This window comes from Paenibacillus puldeungensis, from assembly GCF_042678945.1.
GTDB classification, from domain to species: Bacteria; Bacillota; Bacilli; order Paenibacillales; family Paenibacillaceae; genus Fontibacillus; species Fontibacillus puldeungensis.
The window spans coordinates 55,751-77,934 of sequence record NZ_JBHTLM010000004.1 but is presented as its reverse complement, the minus strand read 5'-3'; the positions used below and the strand labels follow the sequence as shown (position 1 = coordinate 77,934).

The window sequence follows — 22,184 nt, the reverse complement described above, 5'->3', positions numbered from 1 at the left end:
TTCCGAGCCGCATATTTTCTATAGTCTACAATTTTATCGGGATGGCATCGCTTGTGAGGAGAAGTTAATCGTCTCCAGCATCTCCATCAACGCGCGGACTGTATCGAGAGAGGTCATACACACAACACCGTTCTCCACCGCTTCGCGGCGAATCCGGAAACCGTCTCGCTGCGGCTCCTTGCCTCTGGTCAGCGTATTGATGACGAAGTGCGCCTCTCCGTTTCGGATCAGGTCGAGGATGTTAGGTACGCCTTCCGACAGCTTGTAGACGGTCGTGACGTGAATTCCCGCCTCGATCAGAGCAGCGGCCGTACCGTCCGTCGCGATGATTTTGTAGCCGAGGTTATAGAAGCCTCTGAGCAGTTCCACCGCTTCCTGCTTATCTTTGTCCGCTACGGTGGCGATAATCGCCCCGGTTGCCGGGATCTTCATGCCTGCGCCGATCAGGCCTTTATATAGTGCTTTGGCATATTGCGGATCGCGGCCCATCACTTCCCCGGTCGATTTCATTTCCGGCCCGAGCGTTGGCTCAACCCGGCGCAGCTTGGCGAAGGAGAACACCGGCACCTTGACTGCAACCTGATCGCTTTCCGGCCACAGGCCGTCCTTGTACCCAAGATCGCTAAGCTTCGTACCTAAAATGCACTTCGTCGCTACGTTCGCCATCGGGATGTTCGTTACCTTGCTCAGGAACGGCACTGTCCGTGAGGATCTTGGATTGACCTCGATCACATACACTTCATTTTTGTAGATGACAAATTGGATGTTGACGAGCCCTACCGTTTTCAGCTCTTTGGCGATCTTAATCGTGATGTCCACGATTTTCTCCTTCAGTTCGGCAGACAGATGCTGTGGCGGGTATACGGCGATCGAGTCGCCGGAGTGTACGCCAGCGCGTTCGATATGCTCCATGATACCGGGAATCAATACCGTCTCACCGTCACAAATCGCGTCAACCTCAACTTCTTTTCCGAGCATGTAGCGGTCGATCAACACCGGATGCAGCGGATTGATATTGACGGCTTCTTTCATATATTTCAAAAGCTCTTCATCAGAGTAGACGATTTCCATCGCCCGCCCCCCAAGGACATAGGATGGACGAACAAGCACCGGATAACCGATCGCCTGAGCAGTTCCAACAGCTTCTTCAACGGATGTTACCGTGCTGCCTAGCGGCTGAGCGATATGCAGTCTTGATAAGAGCGCCTCAAACCGTTTGCGATCCTCCGCCTCATCGATGCTTTCCAAAGAAGTACCCAGAATCCGTACTCCGGCGGCTTGCAGCGGAGCGGCAAGGTTAATCGCCGTTTGGCCGCCGAACTGTACGATAACGCCTACCGGCTTCTCTTCCTCAATAACGTTCATGACATCCTCAAAGAACAGCGGCTCGAAGTACAACCGGTCCGAGGTGTTGAAGTCCGTCGAAACCGTCTCTGGATTATTGTTAATAATGACTGCTTCATACCCAGCCTTCTGAATCGCCCAAACCGCATGGACCGTTGAGTAGTCAAATTCAATGCCTTGGCCGATCCGAATCGGTCCGGAGCCAAGCACGACGATCTTCTCTTTTCCGGTCCGCACTACTTCGTTCTCCGTCTCATAAGTCGAGTAATAGTAAGGGGTGGAGGCTTCAAACTCGGCAGCACAGGTATCAACCATTTTATAAACTGGACGCAAGCCGTGTTCCTTACGGAGAGTAGTAACCTCTGCTTCCGTCAGGTGCGTACCCATCGGTTGCCCGGCAGCTCGCAGCTCGGCAATGGACCGGTCGGTAAAGCCTAACCGTTTTGCCTCATATAAAGTTTCATAAGTGAATTGCTCATCGGCTGCAATCACCTCTTCAAACTGTACCAACCTTTCGATCTTGTCGAGGAACCACCAATCGATTCCAGTCAGGTCATGAATGTTCTGCAGCGCATAGCCGCGGCGGAACGCCTCGGCGATCAAGAACAGCCGTTCATCATCAGCTTTCGTCAATCGTGCTTCCAGCGTCTCCTTATCCAGATTCTCTGTGCCTTTCAGCTTAAGCCGATGCGTGCCGATTTCCAAGGAACGGACCGCTTTTTGGATTGATTCTTCAAACGTCCGCCCGATTGCCATAACTTCGCCGGTCGCTTTCATTTGGGTACCGAGCTTCCGGTTGGCGTGTATGAACTTGTCAAACGGCCAGCGCGGAATTTTGCTGACGATATAGTCTAGCGTCGGTTCGAAGCAAGCGTAGGTTTGGCCTGTAACCGGGTTGACAATCTCGTCCAGGGTATAACCTAGCGCAATCTTGGCTGCCATTTTGGCGATTGGATACCCCGTCGCCTTGGATGCGAGCGCCGACGACCGACTGACCCGTGGATTAACTTCGATGACATAGTATTGGAAGCTTTGCGGATCCAGTGCGAACTGCACGTTGCAGCCGCCTTCGATGTTTAGCGCACGAATGATTTTCAGTGAAGCCGACCGAAGCATCTGGTATTCGCGGTCGGAGAGCGTCTGGCTAGGCGCAACGACGATGCTATCGCCGGTATGTACACCAACCGGGTCAAAGTTCTCCATGTTGCAGACCACGATACAGTTGTCGTTCGCATCACGCATCACTTCATATTCGATTTCTTTCAGGCCAGCGATCGATTTCTCAATCAAGCATTGCCCGATCGGACTGTAGCGAATGCCGGAGGCTACCGTCTCGCGCAGCTCCTCTTCCGTTGCGCAGATGCCGCCGCCAGTACCGCCGAGCGTATAAGCCGGGCGAACAATCACAGGATAGCCGATTTCGCTTGCAAAGCTCAGAGCTTCTTCTACCGACGTGATGATCGTGCTTTCCGGTACCGGCTGTTCCAACTCCCGCATCAGTTCACGGAACAAATCGCGATCCTCCGCTTTTTCAATCGAGGTCAGCTGCGTACCGAGCAGCTTCACATTTTCTCGCTCAAGGACTCCTGCACGTGCAAGCTCTACGGCCATATTCAACCCCGTTTGGCCGCCCAAGGTTGGTAGCAAGCCGTCCGGGCGCTCCTGCCGAATGATTTGCGTCACGAATTCAAGCGTGATCGGTTCGATATATACTTTATCTGCCATGTTCGTATCGGTCATGATCGTCGCTGGGTTGCTGTTTATCAGGACTACTTCAACGCCCTCTTCCTTTAGCGCCTGGCAGGCTTGCGTCCCTGCGTAATCGAACTCTGCGGCCTGGCCGATGACGATCGGACCGGAACCGATGACGAGAATTTTCTTAAGTTCTTTGTTGATCGGCATGACTTACAGTTCTCCTTTCGCAGCGGCCAACAGTTCGGCCTGACGAGGCTTTTGCGGATGCAGCCGTTTGTGTTCGCGAATCATTTCGATGAATTGATCGAACAGATAGCTGTTGTCGTATGGTCCCGGGGCGGCCTCCGGATGGTACTGCACCGAAAAAGCCGGGTATCTCTTATGCTTCAATCCCTCAATCGTCTTATCGTTATTGTTGATATGAGTCACTACCAGATCCGTTCCGGCAAGGGAGGATTCCGTTACCGTGTAACCATGGTTCTGGGAGGTAATATAACAGCGTCCTGTTTCTAGATCCTTTACCGGGTGATTACCGCCGCGGTGCCCGAATTTCAGCTTCTCCGTATCAGCTCCGCAAGCCAGGGCGAATAGCTGATGTCCAAGGCAGATGCCGAAGATTGGATACTCGCCGAGCAGCTCGGAAATCATCTTCGCGGCGTAAGGGACGTCCTTCGGGTCCCCAGGACCGTTGGACAGCTGAATCCCGTCAGGGCACAGGCGGCGGATTTCATCTGCCGTTGTATCATGCGGTACGATGATGACGTCGCAGTCGCGTTTGTTCAGCTCGCGCAAAATTCCGCTCTTTGCACCGAAGTCAACCAGCACGATCCGTTCCTTCGAACCTGGACTGCTGTATACATGCTTTGTAGAAGTTTGCGCCACTTGATTTCGCAGCTCGTCGATGCTCGTTTGCAGCATCATTTCCTTCAGCTCTTCTACCGATTTTGTAGAGGTGGTCAGAATCCCTCTCATCGTTCCCTGATGACGGATGATCCGCGTCAGCATACGCGTATCGATGTCGGTAATCCCAGGGATGCCGTATTCCTTGAGCAGATCGCCCAGGTTGTACTGCGCCCGCCAATTGCTTGGTGTCGGCTCATATCGGCGCACTACAAACCCGTGAATCGAAGGGGCGATCGACTCGAAATCATCCCGGGATATGCCGTAGTTTCCGATCAGCGGGTAAGTCATCGTGACGATTTGTCCGCAATAAGATGGGTCAGACAAAACCTCCTGATAACCCGTAATTCCCGTATTAAAAACGACTTCGCCCGTTTTGTTTCCTTCCGCTCCGAACGAGGTTCCGGTAAACAGCGTGCCGTCTTCCAACAACAATCTTGCCTGCATCCTGCAGCACTCCTTTACACTCAACTTTTTAGAGGTGATTCCATAACAGTCAGTTTAAATTAAGTAGTTCCTCAGTTCTCAGCTCAGACACTATATTCATTAAAGCCCATCTATTGGCTAGTTTCTCACGCGTTCTCTTCTGACCAAACGATCTTACCGCCTACAACTGTCGCAACAGGCCAGCCCTTCAGCTTCCAGCCGGTAAACGGGGTGTTGCGGCCTTTTGAAGCAAATGTGGCCGGATCAACCGCCCGCTCTTCATTCAAGTCGATGATCGTCAGATCCGCCGGCGCTCCCGGCTTCAAGCTGCCGGCCTCAAGTCCAAACACCCGCGCAGGATCGGAGGTCATCCGCCGAACCAGCATTTCCAGGCTCCAGCGGCCCTCGGCTACAAACCGGGTGTACAGCAACGGAAACGCTGTCTCGAAGCCGACGATCCCGAAGGGGGCAAGCTGCATTCCTTTCGCCTTCTCCTCTGCACTGTGCGGAGCATGGTCGGTAACGATTATGTCGATCGTTCCGTCCTCCAAAGCCTCGATGCACGCCACGACATCGCGTCTGGACCGCAGAGGAGGGTTCATTTTCCAGTTTGCGTCCAGCCCCGGAATGTCCTCATCCGCCAGGACCAAATGGTGCGGACATACTTCTGCGGTCACGTTGATGCCGATCTCTTTGGCCTGACGGATCAAGCGGATCGATTGCTCCGTACTAACGTGACACACGTGGTAGTGAACACCCGTTGCTTCCGCGAGCAAAATATCCCGCCCGACGTGAATCGCTTCCGATTCGTTCGGGATGCCTTTAAGGCCATGCTTCCGGGCAAACTCTCCTTCGGCCACAGGCGCTCCCTCTACCAGCGAGTTGTCTTCACAGTGGGCGATAACTGGCATTTCCAGCGCTGCGGCCAACTTCATCGCATCCTTCATCATTTGCGCTGTTTGCACGCCGACGCCGTCATCGGTAAAGCCGATCGCACCCGCCGCCTTCAATGCGGTAAAGTCGGTGAGTTCTCGTCCAAGCTCGCCTTTCGTAATTGCCGCATAAGGCAGCACATTGACCAAGCCTGCTTCTTTCGCTTTTTCCTTTACCAGTTTCAAGGTTTCCGGATTGTCGGTTACAGGCCTCGTGTTCGGCATGCACGCTATCGTGGTAAAGCCGCCTTTGGCCGCAGAACGTGAGCCCGTTTCAATCGTTTCTTTATGTTCAAAGCCCGGCTCGCGCAGGTGAACATGCATGTCGATAAAGCCGGGAGCAACCAGCTTCCCCTCCGCATCGATCACCTGAACGTCGCCATCTATTTTCGTTTCTCGGTGGCCGACAAGGCTTGCAGGTTCTATTTTTTCGATATGTCCGTTCTGAACAGTAATTTGGGTAAGTTGAAGCTCCCCATTTTCGTCCAAAACATTCGCATTCATAATGACTAGCTGCATGGTTTTATCGTCCTCCGCTCTTCGTTCATAAGTTTTCCTATACAGTCACTATCGCATCCGCTCAGTCGGTAAGATTACAACAAAGCACGCTCCATTACGGCCATCCGAATCGGTACCCCATTCTCCATCTGTTTAAAGATCCGGGACTGCGGGTGCTCTACCAGGGCATCGTCGATTTCCACGTTTCGATTCACCGGAGCCGGGTGCATGATGATAGCATGCGGTGCGAGCTTTGCGGCTCTTTCCTCCGTCAGGCCATAATGCAGCCGGTATTCCTCCGGTGATTTGAAGATGCTGCCTTCGTGTCGCTCGAGCTGCACCCGCAGCATCATGACAACGTCAACGCACAGCGCTTCATCCATCGACACATACGGTGCGTATGCGGCCAGCTCCGGAGCTTGCATATTCTCGGGAGCGCAAAGCTTCACTTCGGCACCGAACTTTTGTAATGCCCACAAGTTGGAGCGAGCTACACGGCTATGCTTGATATCCCCGATGATCGATACCTTCAGCCCTTTCAATTCGCCAAAGTGACGCTTCATCGTATACAAGTCGAGCAGCGCTTGCGTAGGGTGTTCGTTGTTTCCGTCGCCGGCGTTGACAAGTGGTACGGAAATTTTTTCAGCCAGTCCCTCAAGCATCCCAATGGGTTTGAGGCGGATGACGCCTGCATCGATTCCCATCGATTCCAAGGTACGGACGGTATCGTAGATCGATTCACCCTTTTCGACACTGGAAGCCGCTGCAGTGAAGTTGAGAACCTCGGCGCCAAGCCGTTTCTCGGCCATCTCGAACGAGAAGCGGGTACGTGTGCTATTTTCAAAAAACATATTGGCAACAAAGTGGTTTTTCAGGATCGGGATTACTTTATCTTCCTTATCATCCCAGTAAGCAGCTCGATCTAGGATCGACGAAATTTCCGACGCGCTCAGGTTTTTTAGCCCAAGCAGACTACGTTCCTTTACTGCGGAAGTTGTTAAGGCCATCTTAGTTCTCCTCCCGTGCATGCAGGATACGAACTAGGTCAGTGCCGTCATGTTCCTCTAGGAGAACTTCAATTTCTTCAGCCCGCGATGTAGGCACGTTCTTTCCGATATAATCCGCCCGGATTGGCAGCTCCCGGTGTCCCCGGTCCGCCAGCACTGCGAGTTGAATCGACTCCGGACGTCCGCAATCCATGATTGCATCCATCGCCGCCCGAATCGTGCGCCCTGTGTAAAGCACATCATCGAACAGAATGATTTTTTTGCCTTGGATGGAGACTGGGAAGGAGGCTTTCTTCGCTCCCCGCTCGGATTCCTTATTGTCGTCCCGGTAGGAAGTAACGTCCAGCTCCCCCCAGAGAATCGTTGTTCCTTCGATACTTTCCAGTCGCTCGGCCAGGCGTTTGGCGAGGTATACCCCGCGCGTCTTAATGCCGGCCAGAACGCAGTCCTCTATACCTTTATTACGCTCCAGGATTTCATGAGCAATTCTTGTTAATGCTCTGCGAATTGCTGTTTCGTCCATAATGATATGACTATCAATGCTCACAGCTTTGGCCTCCTTAAGGACTATGAATTTTACACCCGGTGATTCGGTCCGTGATAGGCATAAAAAAACTCCTTGCCTGGATCCAGGCAAGGAGTTTTGAGTCACAGCTAAACCATGACTGTCATGTGGGTTTAAGACAAACTCCGTTATTCAAACGTAGTCCGTCTTATTCACCATTCACGTTACCTTGCCAGCCTCACGGGACTGTTTTAAAGGTGCTTATTGATTTACATGAATTATGACAGAATGAGGTTAGCCTGTCAAGACACTTGGCCTGAAAAAGCAATCGCCCGATTCCGAGGAAAAAGTCATCCCCCTGTAAAGAGGTATAAAATTGTAACTTAACTTGTTAATAATTATACATTCTATCTTATATTTATTCAACAATGATTTTCTGTTACTTTCTTGCCTTCAGCTAGGGGCTTCCCTTATCCAACACAAAATGGGCCGACCAAGAGCTTACAGCCCTTGATCGACCCTTTTATGCATGACATCTTATATTAATTGTATTCCGTAAAGGATTTATTTCGCTTAAAAAATAAATTTCAAATCGCCAAGACGGCGTTTGATTTCCGAGATGACTCGGTGTTCCTCTTCCTCACCGTCCGCGATAAACGTGACTGAGAAGCGGATATAGTGGCCTGCATCATCCCAAGGTACTGTGGAGATCAATTTCTCACGGATCAAAAACTGCGAGAAATCCTCAGCCGAAGCGAAGGTTGGACCACCTTCAACACCTTTAGGTGCTTTAACATACAGGAAGAACGAGCCTTGCGGCTTTTTCGCTGTAAATCCAAGATCCTTCAGAGCGCTAACCAGCAGTTCATGACGGCGAGAATATTTTTCCGCAATCTTCTCTGTAATTTCCGGATGCGCAAGACCATAAGCGGCCGCCTTTTGGATCGCTATGAACTGTCCGGAATCGTTGTTGTCTTTCACATCGCTGAATGCTTTAACGACAAGCGGGTTACCGGCTACAAAACCTATTCTCCACCCGGTCATGTTGTAAGACTTGGACAAGGAATGGAGCTCTACACCCACATCCTTTGCGCCAGGAACCGATAGGAAGCTAAGTGGCTTCAATCCGTCGTATGTCAAAGCGGCGTAAGGTGCGTCGTGCACGATAACTACGTGATATTTCTTTGCCCATGCTACGACTTTCGCGAAAAATTCCGGCGTGGCACTTGCCCCTGTCGGATTGTTCGGGTAGTTCAAATACATTAGCTTCGCCTTGCGTGCAATATCTTCAGGAATTGCATCCAGGTCCGGCAAGAAATGATTTTCTTCGGTCAACGGTACGGTATATACCTCGCCACCCAAATACTTCGTATGCGTCCCGATAATAGGATAGCCTGGAACTGTCATAATCGTAATGTCACCCGGGTTAATGAAGCAGGTTGGAAGCATCGCAATCGCCGGTTTAGAACCGATCGAGTGAACAACCTCCGTTACCGGATCGATGCCTTCCACGCCGAATACTTCATGCAAATACTTCGCTGCCGCTTCCTTGAAAGCAGGGATGCCGTTATCCGCATAACCACGGTTTTCGCGTTTTGCGGCTTCCTCAGCCAGCTTGGCCACGATTCCGGCATCAGCCATATCGTCAGGCTCACCAACGCCCATGTCGATCAACTCAATATCTGGGAAATCCTTTTTCGCGGCTGCTTTTGCCCGTTTGATTTTCTCAAATTTATAAATGGCGGTATCTTTACCGTAATTCGCTCCGCCGATGCGGTCTGCAAACTGCTGTTGAATGTAAGTTTCCTGCCCATTCACCATACTCATAAACAAGCCCATCTCCTTCGCTGATCATAACAATTCTACTTAATTAAATATGAGGGAAGTCCCCTTCTGAGAGAATGGATTAATTCTCCGAACGTTTGTACTTTTTGGCAAGGCTGCCGCCCTGCCGCAGTGCAGCAGCTCAGCATTATTCAGTTAGCGATTTCTCAGGGATTGAAGCACGTCCTCCATATCAGCCGGGATCGGAGCAGCAAATTCCAAGTAACGTCCATCTTCAGGATGCTCGAAGCCAAGTACGGCTGCGTGCAGCGCTTGCCCTTCCATCTTAATCCCTTTGCTGCGACCATATAGCGGATCCCCGACAAGCGGATGGCCGATAAATTTCATATGCACGCGAATCTGGTGTGTTCGGCCGGTTTCGAGCTTCAGCTCCAGCAGCGTGTAATCGCCAAAACGCTCCACCACATGAAAATGGGTGACGGCATGCTTGCTGTTGCGATCTATCACGGTATACATTTTCCGGTCATGCGGGTCTCGTCCAATTGGTGCGTCCACTGTCCCCTGATCATGACTGACATTACCGTGGACAAGTGCATAATATTTACGTGTTACCGAATGGGCTTTGAGCTGTGCTGCGAGCGAAGCATGCGCCTTGTCGTTCTTCGCAGCCATAATGAGACCGGACGTATCTTTATCGATACGATGTACAATCCCCGGCCGCAGTTCTCCGTTGATACCCGACAGGTCTGTGCAATGGAACATGAGCGCATTAACGAGCGTCCCGGTCGCATGGCCAGGGGCAGGGTGCACAACCATACCGCGTTTTTTATTCACAACGATCACATCCCCATCTTCATAATAAATGTCGAGGGGGATGTTTTCAGGAATAATTTCGACGGGCTCAGGCTCGGGAACGATTAACGTTACCCTGTCCCCATCCGCAGTTTTATAGTTCGCTTTTACTTGGGCATCATTAACCAGGACACTCCCGGACTCGATCCAAAGCTGTATCTGGCTCCGCGAAACATCTTCATCCAGCTGTTCCTTGACGTATTTGTCGATCCGCTCCTTGGCTGAGGCGGCATCAACGATCCATTCGTATTTATCTTCTTTGTCTTCCTCGTATTCATCAAATTCTTTGTTTACATTCATACGTTTTCCTCATGCTCTTTTTTTGTTTGTGCCGATTGCTTCTCCCTCCGGATCTCCAGCAGGGAATCCAGGATGATTAGAGCCACACCAACCACAATGCAGGAATCGGCCACATTAAAAATCGGGAACGTGTAGGAGCCGAAATTAAACTGCAAAAAGTCGACGACCTCACCGTTTATGGCCCGATCCAGAAAATTGCCGATGGCCCCACCGAGAACAAGGGATAGTGCAACTGGCAGCAGCTTGTTCGGCTGATTTTTCACTTTTAGCATGTACCAAACAATTCCTATCACAACGACGGTTGTAATCACAATAAAGAACCAGCGCTGATCCTGCAAAATGCCAAAAGCGGCGCCACGGTTGCGATGAGAGGTGATCAGAAAAAAGTTTCCAATGACCGGAATCTGTTCTCCAATAGTTAAACCGGTTGCAATTAAATATTTTGTCCCTTGGTCAACCAGAAATACAATTAATGCGATCAAAAAATATACCACGCGGTAGTCACCTCATTTTTCAGGTTCCCCGCCGATAGATGCGGCAGGATTATCCACTTGTAAGCCCTGTATATTGTAGCACAGGCGGAAATCGCCCGTCCATGCGCGAAAGGATTTTCCTTAGGTAATTCGTCATGGTTTTGCGCAAAATAGCGCTATAGAGGTCGTATATAATATGTTCAACAGGACCTGGAAGGAAAGGAGAGCCCTCATGTCGCATTTAACGAAACAGCAATTAAATGAGCTTGAAACCAGGCTCAAAGATGCACGCACGTCGATGATTGAAGAGTTATCTGGCAATGATCATTACGGGATGAACGAATCCCTGCGCGACAACACCAACGAGCTTAGCCCGATCGACAACCATCCCGGTGACCTTGGCTCAGAAGTATATGAACGAGGAAAAGACCTCGCGCTCGCAGAACATCATGAGCTGCAGCTAGCACGGATTGAAGACGCGTTACAAAGGATACAAGATGGCAGCTACGGTGTATGCGCGACCTGCGGAAAGCCGATTGATTACGAACGCCTAAGCGCTATTCCAGAAACCGCCTACTGCAAGGAGCATAGCCCTCAATCCTTCGTTTCGGCGAAACGGCCAATTGAGGAAATTTTCCTGTCTCCTCCGTTTGGGCGTACCAGTCTCGATGAACGCGACGATCAAAACGGCTTTGATGGGGAAGACACCTGGCAAATCGTCGAAAGCTTCGGGACCTCAAATTCGCCGGCCTATGCTGAGGATTCCGAGGTGGATGATTATAATGATATGGAGATCGAAGCCGACAGCGAGTTCGACGGGTTCGTCGAGCCGTACGAAACATTCGTTGCTACCGATATTTATGGCAAAAACGTTTGCTTTTACCGTAACGGAGTATACCGGAAACATATGAGTGCCACTGAGCATTTAGACAGTGAGGACTCACTCGGAACTGGCCCTAATACGTATTAAGCTCCAGCTGTCTTTGCACGATCCGAACGATGTCGGCGATGTAGTCACCGATAATGGGCAGGTTCAGTGCGCCGAGAATTTGCAGGATATAAATAATAGTTGCCGCAAAAAACGTAAAGCCGATGGCCACGCCGACTCCTCTTGCTGTTCCTGATAATACATTTAGCCAAATCAAACGCCATGGGCGGTTTAACAGTTGGGTATATTCGGCGATACGCGATTTCTCAAGCTCTCTTGTCAAAGCGAGGATAAGACGATATATCGCGCTCAGCTTCTCTTCCGTCGATGCAGGAAGCTCTTCCATCGGCGGTTCGGGAGCTGTTTTTTGACCGGTCATCCATACCCCATCCTTTGCTATAGTAAAAATACAAACGAGCTTTAGCACCTCTACCTTGAAAGAGGAAAGCCTAAGCTCGTTTGTTTCAATTACTATTATTATGGCCGTCTGCCATGTGGGTCATACAGCCGTAATTATTTATAGAAGAAGATTAAGCTTCAATAGAGATTCCGATCGTTTTGCTGCCGAGATCTGCCTTTTCCGCCTTCTCATCGAGCTGACCGAAAGCTACGTCAGTAACAAGCACGTTCTCCCGTAGTACATGATCGAAGGCAGTAATAGCTTTCTTGAGTTCATCATCTACATCGAGTGTAAGGTGCACTCTTAAATCGATCGGTAAATCAAGCTTCTTCCGTGTATCCTGAACCGCACGAACCACCTCACGAACCCAGCCTTCTTGTTCGAGCTCAGGCGTAATGTCCGTGTTGAGGGCCACCGTAATGCCGTAACCGGAAGCGGAAGCAAAGCCCGGTTTTGCCTGTTTCTCAATCAGCAGCTCATCCGCCGTAACCGTCAAAGCTTCACCATCAGGAGTTGTTACATCTAGCTTGCCATTCTCCACGATCGCACGAGTCTCTTCTGCCGGACGGCTCTTGAGGTACCCTTGCAGGAAACCGACATTTTTACCGTATTTTTTCCCGGCAACCTTCAGGTTCAGCTTCAGCACGAAATCAACAAACCCGCTGTCACTCGTCTCGATATCGATTTCCTTGACATTGATCTCTTCCTTAATGATCTCCTCGTATTCACTCACCGCAAAATCACGATTCATCGATACGATTACGCTATGCAGCGGCTGCCGCGTCTTAATTCCCGTTTCGTTTCGAACGTTACGAGCGAGTTCAACGATTTGACGGGCGCTTTCCATATCCTTCTCCAATTCGAGATCAATCAACGATTCGTCGGCTTTTGGATAATCCGCCAGATGAACGCTCTCCCCGCCGCCCAGGTTCGTAAAGATGTCCTCAGCCAGCAGCGGCGCAAATGGCGCGATCAGCTTGGACAGTGAAAGCAGCACACCCGTCAACGTCTGGTAAGCGGACAATTTGTCTTCCGTCATGCCACTGCCCCAGAAACGGTCGCGGGAACGGCGGATATACCAGTTGCTCAGCTCATCGATGAAGCCTTCGATCGCCTGAGAAGAGTTGACGAAGTCGTTCACGGCAAGGCCTTTGTCGACCACGAGAATCAAGCTGTTCAGCCTTGACAAAATCCAGCGGTCAAGCTTATGGCTCGATGGACGGAAAGGATGTTCCTCCGGCTTATAGCCGTCGATTCCGGCATACAACGTCAGGAACGCATGGGTGTTCACCAGCGTATCGACTACTTTGGATTTTGCTTCCGCCACAATGCCTTTGGAGAACCGTTTGTTGTTCCAAGGTGCACTATCGGACAGCAAAGCCCACCGGAACGCATCCGTACCGAACTCTTTGATGATATCCCACGGATCGATAACGTTACCTTTCGATTTGGACATTTTCAAGCCATTCTCGTCCAGCACGAGGCCGGTAGCAATAACCGCCTTGTAAGGAGCTTTCCCCTTGAATAACGTAGATACGGCCAGCAAGCTGTAGAACCAGCCCCGCGTTTGGTCGATACCTTCGCAAATCATGTCAGCCGGATATTGATCTGCAAAAGTTTGCTCATTTTCAAACGGATAGTGGTGCTGGGCAAAAGGCATCGAGCCGCTGTCAAACCATACGTCGATAACCTCGGACGTCCGCTCCATAACTCCGTTTTCGCAGTGTGGACACCGTACTTTAACTTCATCCACGTATGGCTTATGAAGCTCCAAATTTTCACTGACATGTCCTATAGCATGCTCGCGCAGCTCGGCTGCACTGTGCGGCGCAAACTGCCCTTTGCAATCCGGACATACCCAAACGTTCAGTGGAGTTCCCCAGTAGCGGTTACGGCTGATGTTCCAATCCACTAGCTCTTCTAGAAACTTACCAAAACGTCCATCGCGAACATGTCCTGGGAACCATTCGACCGAGTTGTTGTTTGCAATCAATTGATCTTTAACCGCGGTCGTCTCGATAAACCAGCTGTCCATCGCATAATACAAGAGCGGAGATTTGCAGCGCCAGCAGAATGGGTAGCTGTGCTCGTATTTTTCCTTGCTGTAGAGAAGTCCCTTCTCGGACAGGGTCTTAACGATATCCAGGTCGCAGTCTTTAACGAAACGCCCGGCAAAATCACTAACTGTATCAGTATAGCGACCCTGACCGTTAACCACGCTCACAAAGCTGATGCCGTTCTCGCGGCACGTACGGTAGTCGTCTTCACCATGAGCCGGAGCCATATGAACAATCCCGGTACCGCTGGCATCCGTAACGAAAGAGGCGCCAACGATAACATTGATTTTATCCGCTTGGATGTAGCTAAACGGAGGGGTATATGTTTTGCCGATGAATTCAGAACCCTTGTGAGTCGAAAGGACGGTGTATTCACCCTTCATCACTTTCTCAACAAGGTTTTTGGCGACAATGTATACGCCGTCCTCCTGCTTCACTTTGGCATATTCCATGTCTGGATTCATCGCCAGGGCAACGTGAGCCGGCAGCGTCCATGGTGTGGTCGTCCAGGCCAGAACATATTCGCCTGTGTCATGCAGACGGAATTTCGCTGTCGCGCTGAGATCCTTCACATCTTCATAGCCCTGAGCCACTTCGTGGGAGCTGAGCGACGTTTGGCAGCATGGGCAATACGGGCTGACACGATGGCCACGATACAACAAACCTTTGTCGTGAATCGTCGCCAAAATGTTCCACACACTCTCGATATAATTGTTTTCCAGCGTCACGTAAGGATTGTCGAGATCGGTCCAATACGCAATTGCTTCAGTAAATTCGCGCCACTGCTTTTCGTAGCCAAATACGCTGTCCTTACATTTCTTCACAAATTCCTCAATGCCGTACTTTTCAATTTCCTGCTTGCCCGAAATGCCCAGTTCTTTCTCAACACCGAGCTCTACAGGCAAGCCATGCGTATCCCAACCTGCTTTGCGGACGACACGATACCCTTTCATCGTCTGATAACGCCCGACAAAGTCTTTAATAACCCGTCCTAATACGTGCCCGATATGCGGCAGCCCGTTGGCTGTTGGCGGCCCTTCATAAAATACGAAATTGGGACGTCCCTCACGATTTTCAATACTCCGCTTGAACGTGTTCTCCTTGTTCCATTTGTCCAGTATACGCAAATCGCGTGTACGAGCATGTTCTTTGACATCGACTTTTTTCATGACACTACTCCCTTTCACTTAGCATGGAAAAAAACAAAAAAAGCCCCGCCCCAAAGGGACGAGACTTTAGCTCGCGTTACCACCCTTGTTTCATGAACGCTTGGCTTATAACAACACCTAGCAACATGACACCTTGATCCCATACGCTTCATATGGGGCCGGGTTAACGGCCGACAGCCGGCAAAGCTTACGCTTTCTTCATCAGAAGTCCAAAAGATGTCTTCTTGAACTTCCCTCTAAAAAAATTCAGCTTTACTTCTCCGGGATGATATTCCGTCTGCGCATTGAACATTGGCTTTCAGCAAGATGCCAACTCTCTGAGGAACAATTTCGCAGCGTACTGGTTCCCATCATCAAATCATTTTAAATTTTTAACGTTAATCAACTACATTATGTTTATATTTATAACTTATTCATGTCCCTCATGTCAACATGAGAAGAAGCTATAAATGGCTCCATGTTATGTAACATTAGAGAAAGGCATCATTGACATCGCTGCGCACACACCGGGAAATTAAAACGCCATGCGATGGCTGATTGCCTTCAAATGGCGTTTGCTTCCTGAAATTGACCTTGGGCTTTCTTAGTATAGCTCCTGTACCTCAGGTGTTTTGTCATGAGATTGTTCGCGATTTTCCAGCGTATCCCAACCGTCACCGCTCAGCAAATCAAGCTGCGCTTCCACCAACGTCCGGAAACGGGCACGGTAGATGGAAGCCTGCTTCTTCAGCTCTTCAACTTCCATGGCAATCTTCCGCGATTTCGCCAGTGATTCATTGACAATTCGGTCGGCGTTCTTTTCCGCTTCTTTGACGATCAGCTGCGCTTCCTTCTTCGCGTTGTTCTTCACATCATCCGCTGCTTCCTGTGCAACGATAATTGTCTTGCTCAGCGTTTCCTCGATATTGGCGAAATGATCCAGTTTCTCTTGCATAGCTAGAAGCTGATTATGAAGCTCTTTGTTTTCCCGGATCACGATTTCATAGTCTTTGATTACCTGGTCAAGAAATTCGTTGACTTCATCCTCATCGTAACCGCGAATACGTCTGGAGAACTCTTTGTTATGTATATCCAGCGGCGTTAATGGCATGATCCCCACCTCCAATAAAATTCGCAAGCATCCTTAAAAAGATTTTGTGGCGTCCTAACTCAAATGAACAGGATTAGTTTGAACTATCATATTCGACAATAATCGGCCATCTCCTGCAAAGTCCTCATACAAATTTGCCGATTTTAACGCGGTGTCTGCCTTTTTTGGTCAATCCATCTATCTCAAGCACCTTAAAACGTCCAAATCCTTGCAGTGCCACAACATCTCCGGATTTCAGCGACTTCGAGGGATCCTCCTCAACTCTCCAGTTAACACGGCAGCGCCCCGCCTTTATAGGGATCAAAACTTTGCTCCTGCTTAATCGAAAAACGTCACTGGCGATTCCGTCAAGTCGTAAGGAGGCCACCGTAAGGTCCAATTGCTCAAGTTCTTTCTCCGCTGTGATTAGGCCGTCCAGCTCCAAAATCTCCGTAAGCACTTGCACGCGGTGCACTTGTCGAAGGTTCATATCCAAAAAGGAAGCGATTTCTTCGGCGATTACAACGTGACAGCCGTCTTCACGAACGTGAATATCTCCGATTTTCTCCCGTTTTAAACCAAGCCCAAGGACAGCTCCTAAAAAATCGCCGTGCTGCAAAGTGGGAAACTTTTGATCCTCTGAAGTGATGCTAAGTACCTTCATCCCCATCGGCTCAAGGCGCAGGTCCCTATAGTCCGGGGCTACCAGTCCGCGGCAACGTTCCGCACCTTCATATCCTCCGTCCAGCCGAAGCGTTACATCCGGATGCCGATTGGCTAAAGACTCCATAATAAAACACTGCCGCGGATCCAAAAAGTCAGTACGCTTGACTTCATGGTATTCCCCGGCATTTACGACCCATTCCCAGGCCCGATCGACAAAAGGACGCTCCTCTGGACTGAAGTGTTCATAAATATCAATTCGCATAAGGTTCACGTCATCCAATTATATAATGTAAGATGCTGATAAGCCCACTCGCAGCCAGCTGCAAAACTAACAGCGCCACAATCGGAGATATATCAATCATTCCCATGATAGGAGGAATAAATCGCCGGAACGGAGCCAAAAATGGTTCCACCAGCTTGCCGAGTAGTTCGCCGATAAAGCTATCTCGGGCATTCGGTACCCAAGACATTAAGATATAAACCAAAATCATATAAAAATAAATATTGTACAGCAGCCACACAATCGAGTCGATATTGTAAATCAAAGCTGTCTTCACCTCATTCTGTTATAATCGGGGTCTTCGGTCAGTATTTCCGTAATGGACCCCTGAATTTCGACGGTGTCCGGGGTGCAAAGAAAAATATTACTGCCGATTTTGGATATACCACCACTTAACGCATAAATAGTACCACTCAAAAAATCGATAATACGCATCGCCTGGTCGTTGCGTACCCTCTGAAGATTCACTACTACGGAACGATGGGAACGTAAATGGTCAGCGATCTCCTGCGCCTCGTCATAAGAACGCGGTTCATAGAGGATGACTTTTACATTTTTCTGGGAGTGAATGCTGACGACGTTGTTCCCTCTTTGATTTCTACGTGTTTCAAAGCTAGGAGTTTCAAGCTCTTCTTCTTGGTCAGATATTCCTTCCCTCTCCACAATCTCTTCCTCTTCCTGAAGGCCCAGCATGTTCATGAACCGGTTCATAACTCCCATTACGTCTCTTCCCCTTTCCCCACTAAAAGAGTACCAAGGCGAACCCAGGTCGCCCCTTCTTCAATCGCTACCTCAAAATCGTCCGACATCCCCATCGACAGCTCCGTGAGGGGTTCTTTCGTCAGCCCCTGTGCATTCAACTCATCGCGCAGCTCCCTAAGCTTCCGAAAAACGGGTCTAGCTTGCTCCGGATCGTCTACAATCGGGGCCATTGTCATAAGTCCGATGATCTTCACTCGGGTTAATGACGCCGTTTCCTTTAGAAACTCGGTCGCCTCTTCCGGAGTTATCCCTTGCTTGGACTCTTCGCCTGAAACGTTAACCTGCAAAAATGCCAAAATTGTCGTATCGAGCGCCGCCGCCCTTTTCTCCAGCTCCAGGGCTAAAGAAAGTCGGTCCAGCGAATGAATATATTGAAATCTACCGATAACGTCCTTTACCTTTCTGCTCTGCAAATGGCCGATAAAATGCCATACACCTCTGCCTTGAAGCGCCTCCCATTTAGGGACGGCATTTTGCGGACGGTTCTCTCCAATATGGACAATCCCTTCGTCCAATACGGATCTCGTCAATTCCAGCGACACATATTTGGTCACGGCGACGATGTTCACATCTTCCCGCTTACGTCCGCTGCGGTCGCACGCGGCTTGGATGCAGCTCTCTACATGCTTAATTCGTTCCTTAAGCGACATAGAAAGGATCACCTCACTTTCCTGCCAATCCAGCTAGCCATCCTACCCGTTACTCCATTTTGTTTGCGATATGAGAAGAACAACTCGGGATGACAGCTTGTACACCACGTTGTACATTCGATATGAGTCGGCAATATTCCTGCTTTTATCATAATGATTCGATTCAATTCTTTCAAGTTCAGCATGGTTTTTCCATCGTGCTGAGAAGGGGCGAAAAGAGAGTGGGCCTCGTAATCCGCCTGGGTTGCACCGATCGTTTCAACCGCCTCCCGTACCTTTCCCATAACCATCTCGTCCACCTCATAGCAGCATTGTCCGATGCTCGGCCCGATGGCTGTTCGAATTTCAGCACGGTTGCTGCTGAATTCCCGCTCCATCGTGTCAATGATCGCATGAGAGATAAGCTTAACGGTTCCCTTCCAGCCGGCGTGTGCAAGTCCGATCACTTTGTTTCTGGGATCCAGAAAATAAAGCGGTACGCAATCAGCATAAAACGATGTCAGCAAAACATCAGGTTCATTCGTGACGAGACCGTCCATATCCTGAAAAGCGCTGCTTCGATCAGCGTATCCTTTTCCTCGATCATTTTTACGGACTACGGCGATTTTCGTATCATGAACCTGCTCGCCGCATGTCCAGGTTTCCGGGTTAAAACCCAGCGTCTCTGCTAGGCGCCGCCGGTTCTCCAATACGTGCTGGGGGCTATCTCCCACGTGATAGGCCAAATTGAAGCTATCATATGGCGGCTCGCTTATTCCTCCGCTCCGGCTGGTGAAACCTGCGGTTAGCCCTGGAACCAGGTGGATCCAGCCTTCGAGTTCAAAGCGCTCCTGAGTTTGATTCATAGGGTTCCTAACAAACGGTTCCATCATCCATCCCCTTCGCTTTTTTCTGACTCCATTAAGTGTACCACAAAACGGCAGTACCTTCGCCCTAGCTTCTCCGTTCTGCCCGGCCATCCCGATCAATATAAACGGTCGTCTCATATTGCGGTTGAACTCTGGACTCTCTAAGCTCATCCATTTTGACCAAAACGACATCAGAGCCAATTTTGACGATATTTTTCCACGGAATGATAAGATCACTACCACCGCCGAACAGTCCCATAAATTTCGTGTTCACCGGAACGACAATCGCCTCGATGACTCCTTGTTTAAGGTCAAGCTCCAAGTCGCTAATATGTCCTAGCCGTTTACCGTCTACTACATTAATGACGTCCTTTGTCTGGAAATCAGAAATTTTCATACTCGCTCTCACCACATTGTCCATATTATGATCGCCCCCGTCCGCCCTCGATACATACCGTCCCTTTACTATATGATCGATGTTTCGAAAAAATTAAGAAAACCGTTCGGGTTGTCATAAATAGGGAAAGGGACTACCCTATAGGATCCTTAAGATCCTATAGAGCAGTCCCTATGTTTAAAAGCTGTTCATTGCATAAGCAAATATTTTCTTACAGTCCGAGAGCGCCGATAGCAGCATCTTCCCCGCCAAGACGACCGGAAGTAAAGGAGTAGCCGATGCCTACGCCGTTTCCGACATAAGTATCGTTAAACAATACGCCTTCGGATTCCAAACCTACTGCATACAAGCCTTTAACCGGTACACGTTTGTCGTTAAGCACTTGGAACTTGGTGTTAACAATCAAGCCGCCAACCGAACCCAGATTGTTGATTTCAGCTTTAATCGCATAGTAAGGACCATTGCCCATTGGGAGCAAGTAATCTTTGGATTTGCCAAATTCGGTATCAACGCCTGTCTTTGTAGCTTCATCATAGTTCTTGAAGGCATCTTTGAAAACTTGTACATCCATGCCGGCGTTTTTAGCCAATTCTTCGATCGAATTGCCTTTAAACCCGTCGCCATTTTTCACCATGGAATCGAATACTTTTTGCGCATCTTTCCAAGGAGTATCTACTTTGTACTGATCTTTGAAGCTTGCATAGAATTCTGGAGGCATACCTGGCACTTTAGCTGTATTTAATCCAGCCATGCCTTTAGCCGTCAGAGCATCGATTTGCGATTGCGAAACGATAACCAAATGGTAAGGTCCGTTAAATGCACTAGTGTTAGCTGCAGCAACTGGAACTAAAGTAGCCGCTTCATCCCGGAATCTAGCGCCGGAAGGACCAACGTTCATCAAGGTTGGAAGATATGTGAGCATCAAAGGATAGCTCGATTCAAAAGGAGTATATTCTTTCTTCAACTGAGCTGTAGCTTTTGCCAACGTTTGGTGCAGCATTTGTCCGCCGAAGTTGTCAGGAACTTTAGCGCCTGCAGCCCAAGCCATCTTCAAGCCTTCGCCGATGTTTTGAGCCAATCCGCCGTTCACGCCTTCGAAACCAAAGGCTTCTTTAACCATTTCTTTGTTGCCTGCGTAACCACCTGTTGCCATTACTACGCTTTTAGCCGTAATTTCAACAGTCGTTCCGTCTTCTTTTTCTGCAACTACGCCGGTAACAGCACCCGCAGCATCCTTAATCAGCTTTTTAGCTGTAGTTTGCGTGAGGACTTTACCGCCGTTCTTTTCAACGGAATCAGCCAGCATACTGCGCAGCGTTTGTTCGCGAGTGTCATAAGCTGGCAGCAAATGCAGCTGTTCTCCGCCAAAATTCATGAACTTAGTAACATAACCTTTGTTCTTCAACCAATCATAGGTTTCGCCGGATTTCGTCACATATTGACGAAGGTCGGCAGCATCAACTCTGTAGTGGTTGTTTACGATCCAGTTTGCAATTTCTTTCTCAACGTCGACTTTCAAGCCGCCTGCCACTGCAGCGGAGGAATTGTAGAATTTGCCTGCCCAAGACAGGTTGCTTGCTCCGCCGATCGTAGCTGTTTTTTCCACGAGGATAACTTTAGCGCCTTTGTCCGAAGCCGTAACGGCTGCCGAAACACCGGAGGCACCGGCGCCAACAACTACGACATCAGTCGAATATTTCTCCGTTTTACCGGCACCCGGTTTTTTAACGGATTTCGTTTTCAAGGCAGCAACATCGCCGCCAGCTTGCTTCACGGCGTTTTCCACCGCTTTCAAAATCGCATTACTAGTAATGGTTGCACCACTTACTGCATCGACTTTCAGCGTTTGGTTAGCCAGAATTTGAGCTGTGATTTGTTGGATCGCCTTATCGCCAAGGCCTTTTGTTTCCGTTTGTCCGAGGACTTTAATAGCCTTGATTTGATCTGCTTTCTCCATCGTTACTTGGACTTTAACAACTCCGTCCTTGCCATCAGCTTCCCCGGTATATGTACCTGCTTTGAAGGTACTTGCCGCTTTAGTTGACGAAGCAGGCGCTGCCAACTGTTTTCCTGGTTCCATACAGCCGCTTAGCATGGAAACCAAAAGCACGATGCAGACGGAAAACATGAGCATTTTGTTCAGTTTTTTGTGTTTTCGCATCTTCACTCTTCTCCCCCTACAGCATATTCGAAGCCTTTTTTGTGATACTTTTCACATTATCAAAAAGGAGGCTTCACTTT

Annotated in this window: 19 protein-coding genes and 1 other annotated feature; of the genes, 1 reads left to right on the top strand and 18 read right to left on the bottom strand. The window is 49.5% G+C overall.

The annotated features are described in order from the left end of the window. Positions 1 to 33: 33 nt before the first annotated feature. From carB to lspA, 8 genes are all read right to left on the bottom strand, one after another. The gene (carB, locus tag ACFQ3W_RS07175) at positions 34 to 3,246 is read right to left on the bottom strand and encodes a carbamoyl-phosphate synthase large subunit (RefSeq protein ID WP_379318107.1); all 3,213 of its coding nucleotides are present in this window, start codon (positions 3,244 to 3,246) and stop codon (positions 34 to 36) included. 3 nt (positions 3,247 to 3,249) lie between these two features. Beyond that, entirely contained in the window at positions 3,250 to 4,386 is a 1,137-nt protein-coding gene (gene carA, locus ACFQ3W_RS07170) for a glutamine-hydrolyzing carbamoyl-phosphate synthase small subunit (RefSeq protein ID WP_379318105.1), read from the bottom strand. 125 nt (positions 4,387 to 4,511) lie between these two features. Then, the gene (locus ACFQ3W_RS07165) at positions 4,512 to 5,816 is read right to left on the bottom strand and encodes a dihydroorotase (RefSeq protein ID WP_379318103.1); all 1,305 of its coding nucleotides are present in this window, start codon (positions 5,814 to 5,816) and stop codon (positions 4,512 to 4,514) included. Positions 5,817 to 5,890: 74 nt separating this feature from the next. Further along, positions 5,891 to 6,802, bottom strand: a complete 912-nt coding sequence (locus ACFQ3W_RS07160; RefSeq protein ID WP_379318101.1) for an aspartate carbamoyltransferase catalytic subunit — start codon at positions 6,800 to 6,802, stop codon at positions 5,891 to 5,893. A gap of 1 nt (position 6,803) precedes the next feature. Continuing rightward, positions 6,804 to 7,349, bottom strand: a complete 546-nt coding sequence (gene pyrR, locus ACFQ3W_RS07155) for a bifunctional pyr operon transcriptional regulator/uracil phosphoribosyltransferase PyrR (protein ID WP_379318099.1) — start codon at positions 7,347 to 7,349, stop codon at positions 6,804 to 6,806. Positions 7,350 to 7,880: 531 nt separating this feature from the next. Next, entirely contained in the window at positions 7,881 to 9,134 is a 1,254-nt protein-coding gene (locus ACFQ3W_RS07150) for an LL-diaminopimelate aminotransferase (protein ID WP_379318097.1), read from the bottom strand. A 153-nt stretch (positions 9,135 to 9,287) separates the two neighbouring features. Then, positions 9,288 to 10,244, bottom strand: coding sequence for an RluA family pseudouridine synthase (locus ACFQ3W_RS07145; protein ID WP_379318095.1), 957 nt, complete (start codon positions 10,242 to 10,244; stop codon positions 9,288 to 9,290). Next, a complete protein-coding gene (lspA, locus tag ACFQ3W_RS07140) occupies positions 10,241 to 10,738 on the bottom strand; it encodes a signal peptidase II (protein WP_379318093.1) in 498 nt (165 codons plus the stop codon). Before lspA ends, ACFQ3W_RS07145 begins: the two co-directional genes overlap by 4 nt. Before the next feature lie 211 nt (positions 10,739 to 10,949). Between lspA and ACFQ3W_RS07135 the strand changes: the two genes are divergently transcribed. Continuing rightward, positions 10,950 to 11,687 carry a TraR/DksA C4-type zinc finger protein gene (locus ACFQ3W_RS07135; protein WP_379318091.1) on the top strand — a complete coding sequence of 246 codons (738 nt, stop codon included), beginning with the start codon at positions 10,950 to 10,952 and terminating at the stop codon, positions 11,685 to 11,687. Here ACFQ3W_RS07135 and ACFQ3W_RS07130 read toward each other — a convergent pair. The 10 genes from ACFQ3W_RS07130 to ACFQ3W_RS07085 form a co-directional block, all read right to left on the bottom strand. Continuing rightward, positions 11,674 to 11,991, bottom strand: coding sequence for a DUF5665 domain-containing protein (locus ACFQ3W_RS07130; protein WP_379318624.1), 318 nt, complete (start codon positions 11,989 to 11,991; stop codon positions 11,674 to 11,676). The two genes, ACFQ3W_RS07135 and ACFQ3W_RS07130, sit on opposite strands and share 14 nt — an antisense overlap. A 184-nt stretch (positions 11,992 to 12,175) precedes the next feature. Further along, positions 12,176 to 15,271 carry an isoleucine--tRNA ligase gene (gene ileS / locus ACFQ3W_RS07125; protein ID WP_379318089.1) on the bottom strand — a complete coding sequence of 1,032 codons (3,096 nt, stop codon included), beginning with the start codon at positions 15,269 to 15,271 and terminating at the stop codon, positions 12,176 to 12,178. A gap of 51 nt (positions 15,272 to 15,322) precedes the next feature. Next, positions 15,323 to 15,634 (bottom strand) — a binding site (T-box leader). Between the two features lie 220 nt (positions 15,635 to 15,854). Continuing rightward, entirely contained in the window at positions 15,855 to 16,361 is a 507-nt protein-coding gene (locus tag ACFQ3W_RS07120; RefSeq protein WP_379318087.1) for a DivIVA domain-containing protein, read from the bottom strand. 124 nt (positions 16,362 to 16,485) lie between these two features. Beyond that, complete coding sequence (locus tag ACFQ3W_RS07115) at positions 16,486 to 17,268, bottom strand: YlmH family RNA-binding protein (RefSeq protein WP_379318085.1); 783 nt, start codon at positions 17,266 to 17,268, stop codon at positions 16,486 to 16,488. A gap of 10 nt (positions 17,269 to 17,278) precedes the next feature. Continuing rightward, positions 17,279 to 17,551 carry a YggT family protein gene (locus ACFQ3W_RS07110; protein ID WP_379318083.1) on the bottom strand — a complete coding sequence of 91 codons (273 nt, stop codon included), beginning with the start codon at positions 17,549 to 17,551 and terminating at the stop codon, positions 17,279 to 17,281. 8 nt (positions 17,552 to 17,559) lie between these two features. Then, positions 17,560 to 18,006 (bottom strand): cell division protein SepF, encoded by a 447-nt coding sequence (locus ACFQ3W_RS07105; protein WP_379318081.1) that lies wholly within the window; start codon positions 18,004 to 18,006, stop codon positions 17,560 to 17,562. Beyond that, a complete protein-coding gene (locus ACFQ3W_RS07100) occupies positions 18,006 to 18,698 on the bottom strand; it encodes a YggS family pyridoxal phosphate-dependent enzyme (protein ID WP_379318079.1) in 693 nt (230 codons plus the stop codon). Before ACFQ3W_RS07100 ends, ACFQ3W_RS07105 begins: the two co-directional genes overlap by 1 nt. Before the next feature lie 8 nt (positions 18,699 to 18,706). After that, the gene (gene pgeF / locus ACFQ3W_RS07095; protein ID WP_379318622.1) at positions 18,707 to 19,567 is read right to left on the bottom strand and encodes a peptidoglycan editing factor PgeF; all 861 of its coding nucleotides are present in this window, start codon (positions 19,565 to 19,567) and stop codon (positions 18,707 to 18,709) included. Between the two features lie 64 nt (positions 19,568 to 19,631). Then, positions 19,632 to 19,943 carry a YlmC/YmxH family sporulation protein gene (locus tag ACFQ3W_RS07090; RefSeq protein ID WP_379318077.1) on the bottom strand — a complete coding sequence of 104 codons (312 nt, stop codon included), beginning with the start codon at positions 19,941 to 19,943 and terminating at the stop codon, positions 19,632 to 19,634. 211 nt (positions 19,944 to 20,154) lie between these two features. Then, on the bottom strand, positions 20,155 to 22,104 hold the full coding sequence (locus tag ACFQ3W_RS07085; RefSeq protein ID WP_379318075.1) for an FAD-dependent oxidoreductase: 1,950 nt from the start codon (positions 22,102 to 22,104) through the stop codon (positions 20,155 to 20,157). Positions 22,105 to 22,184: the final 80 nt, after the last annotated feature.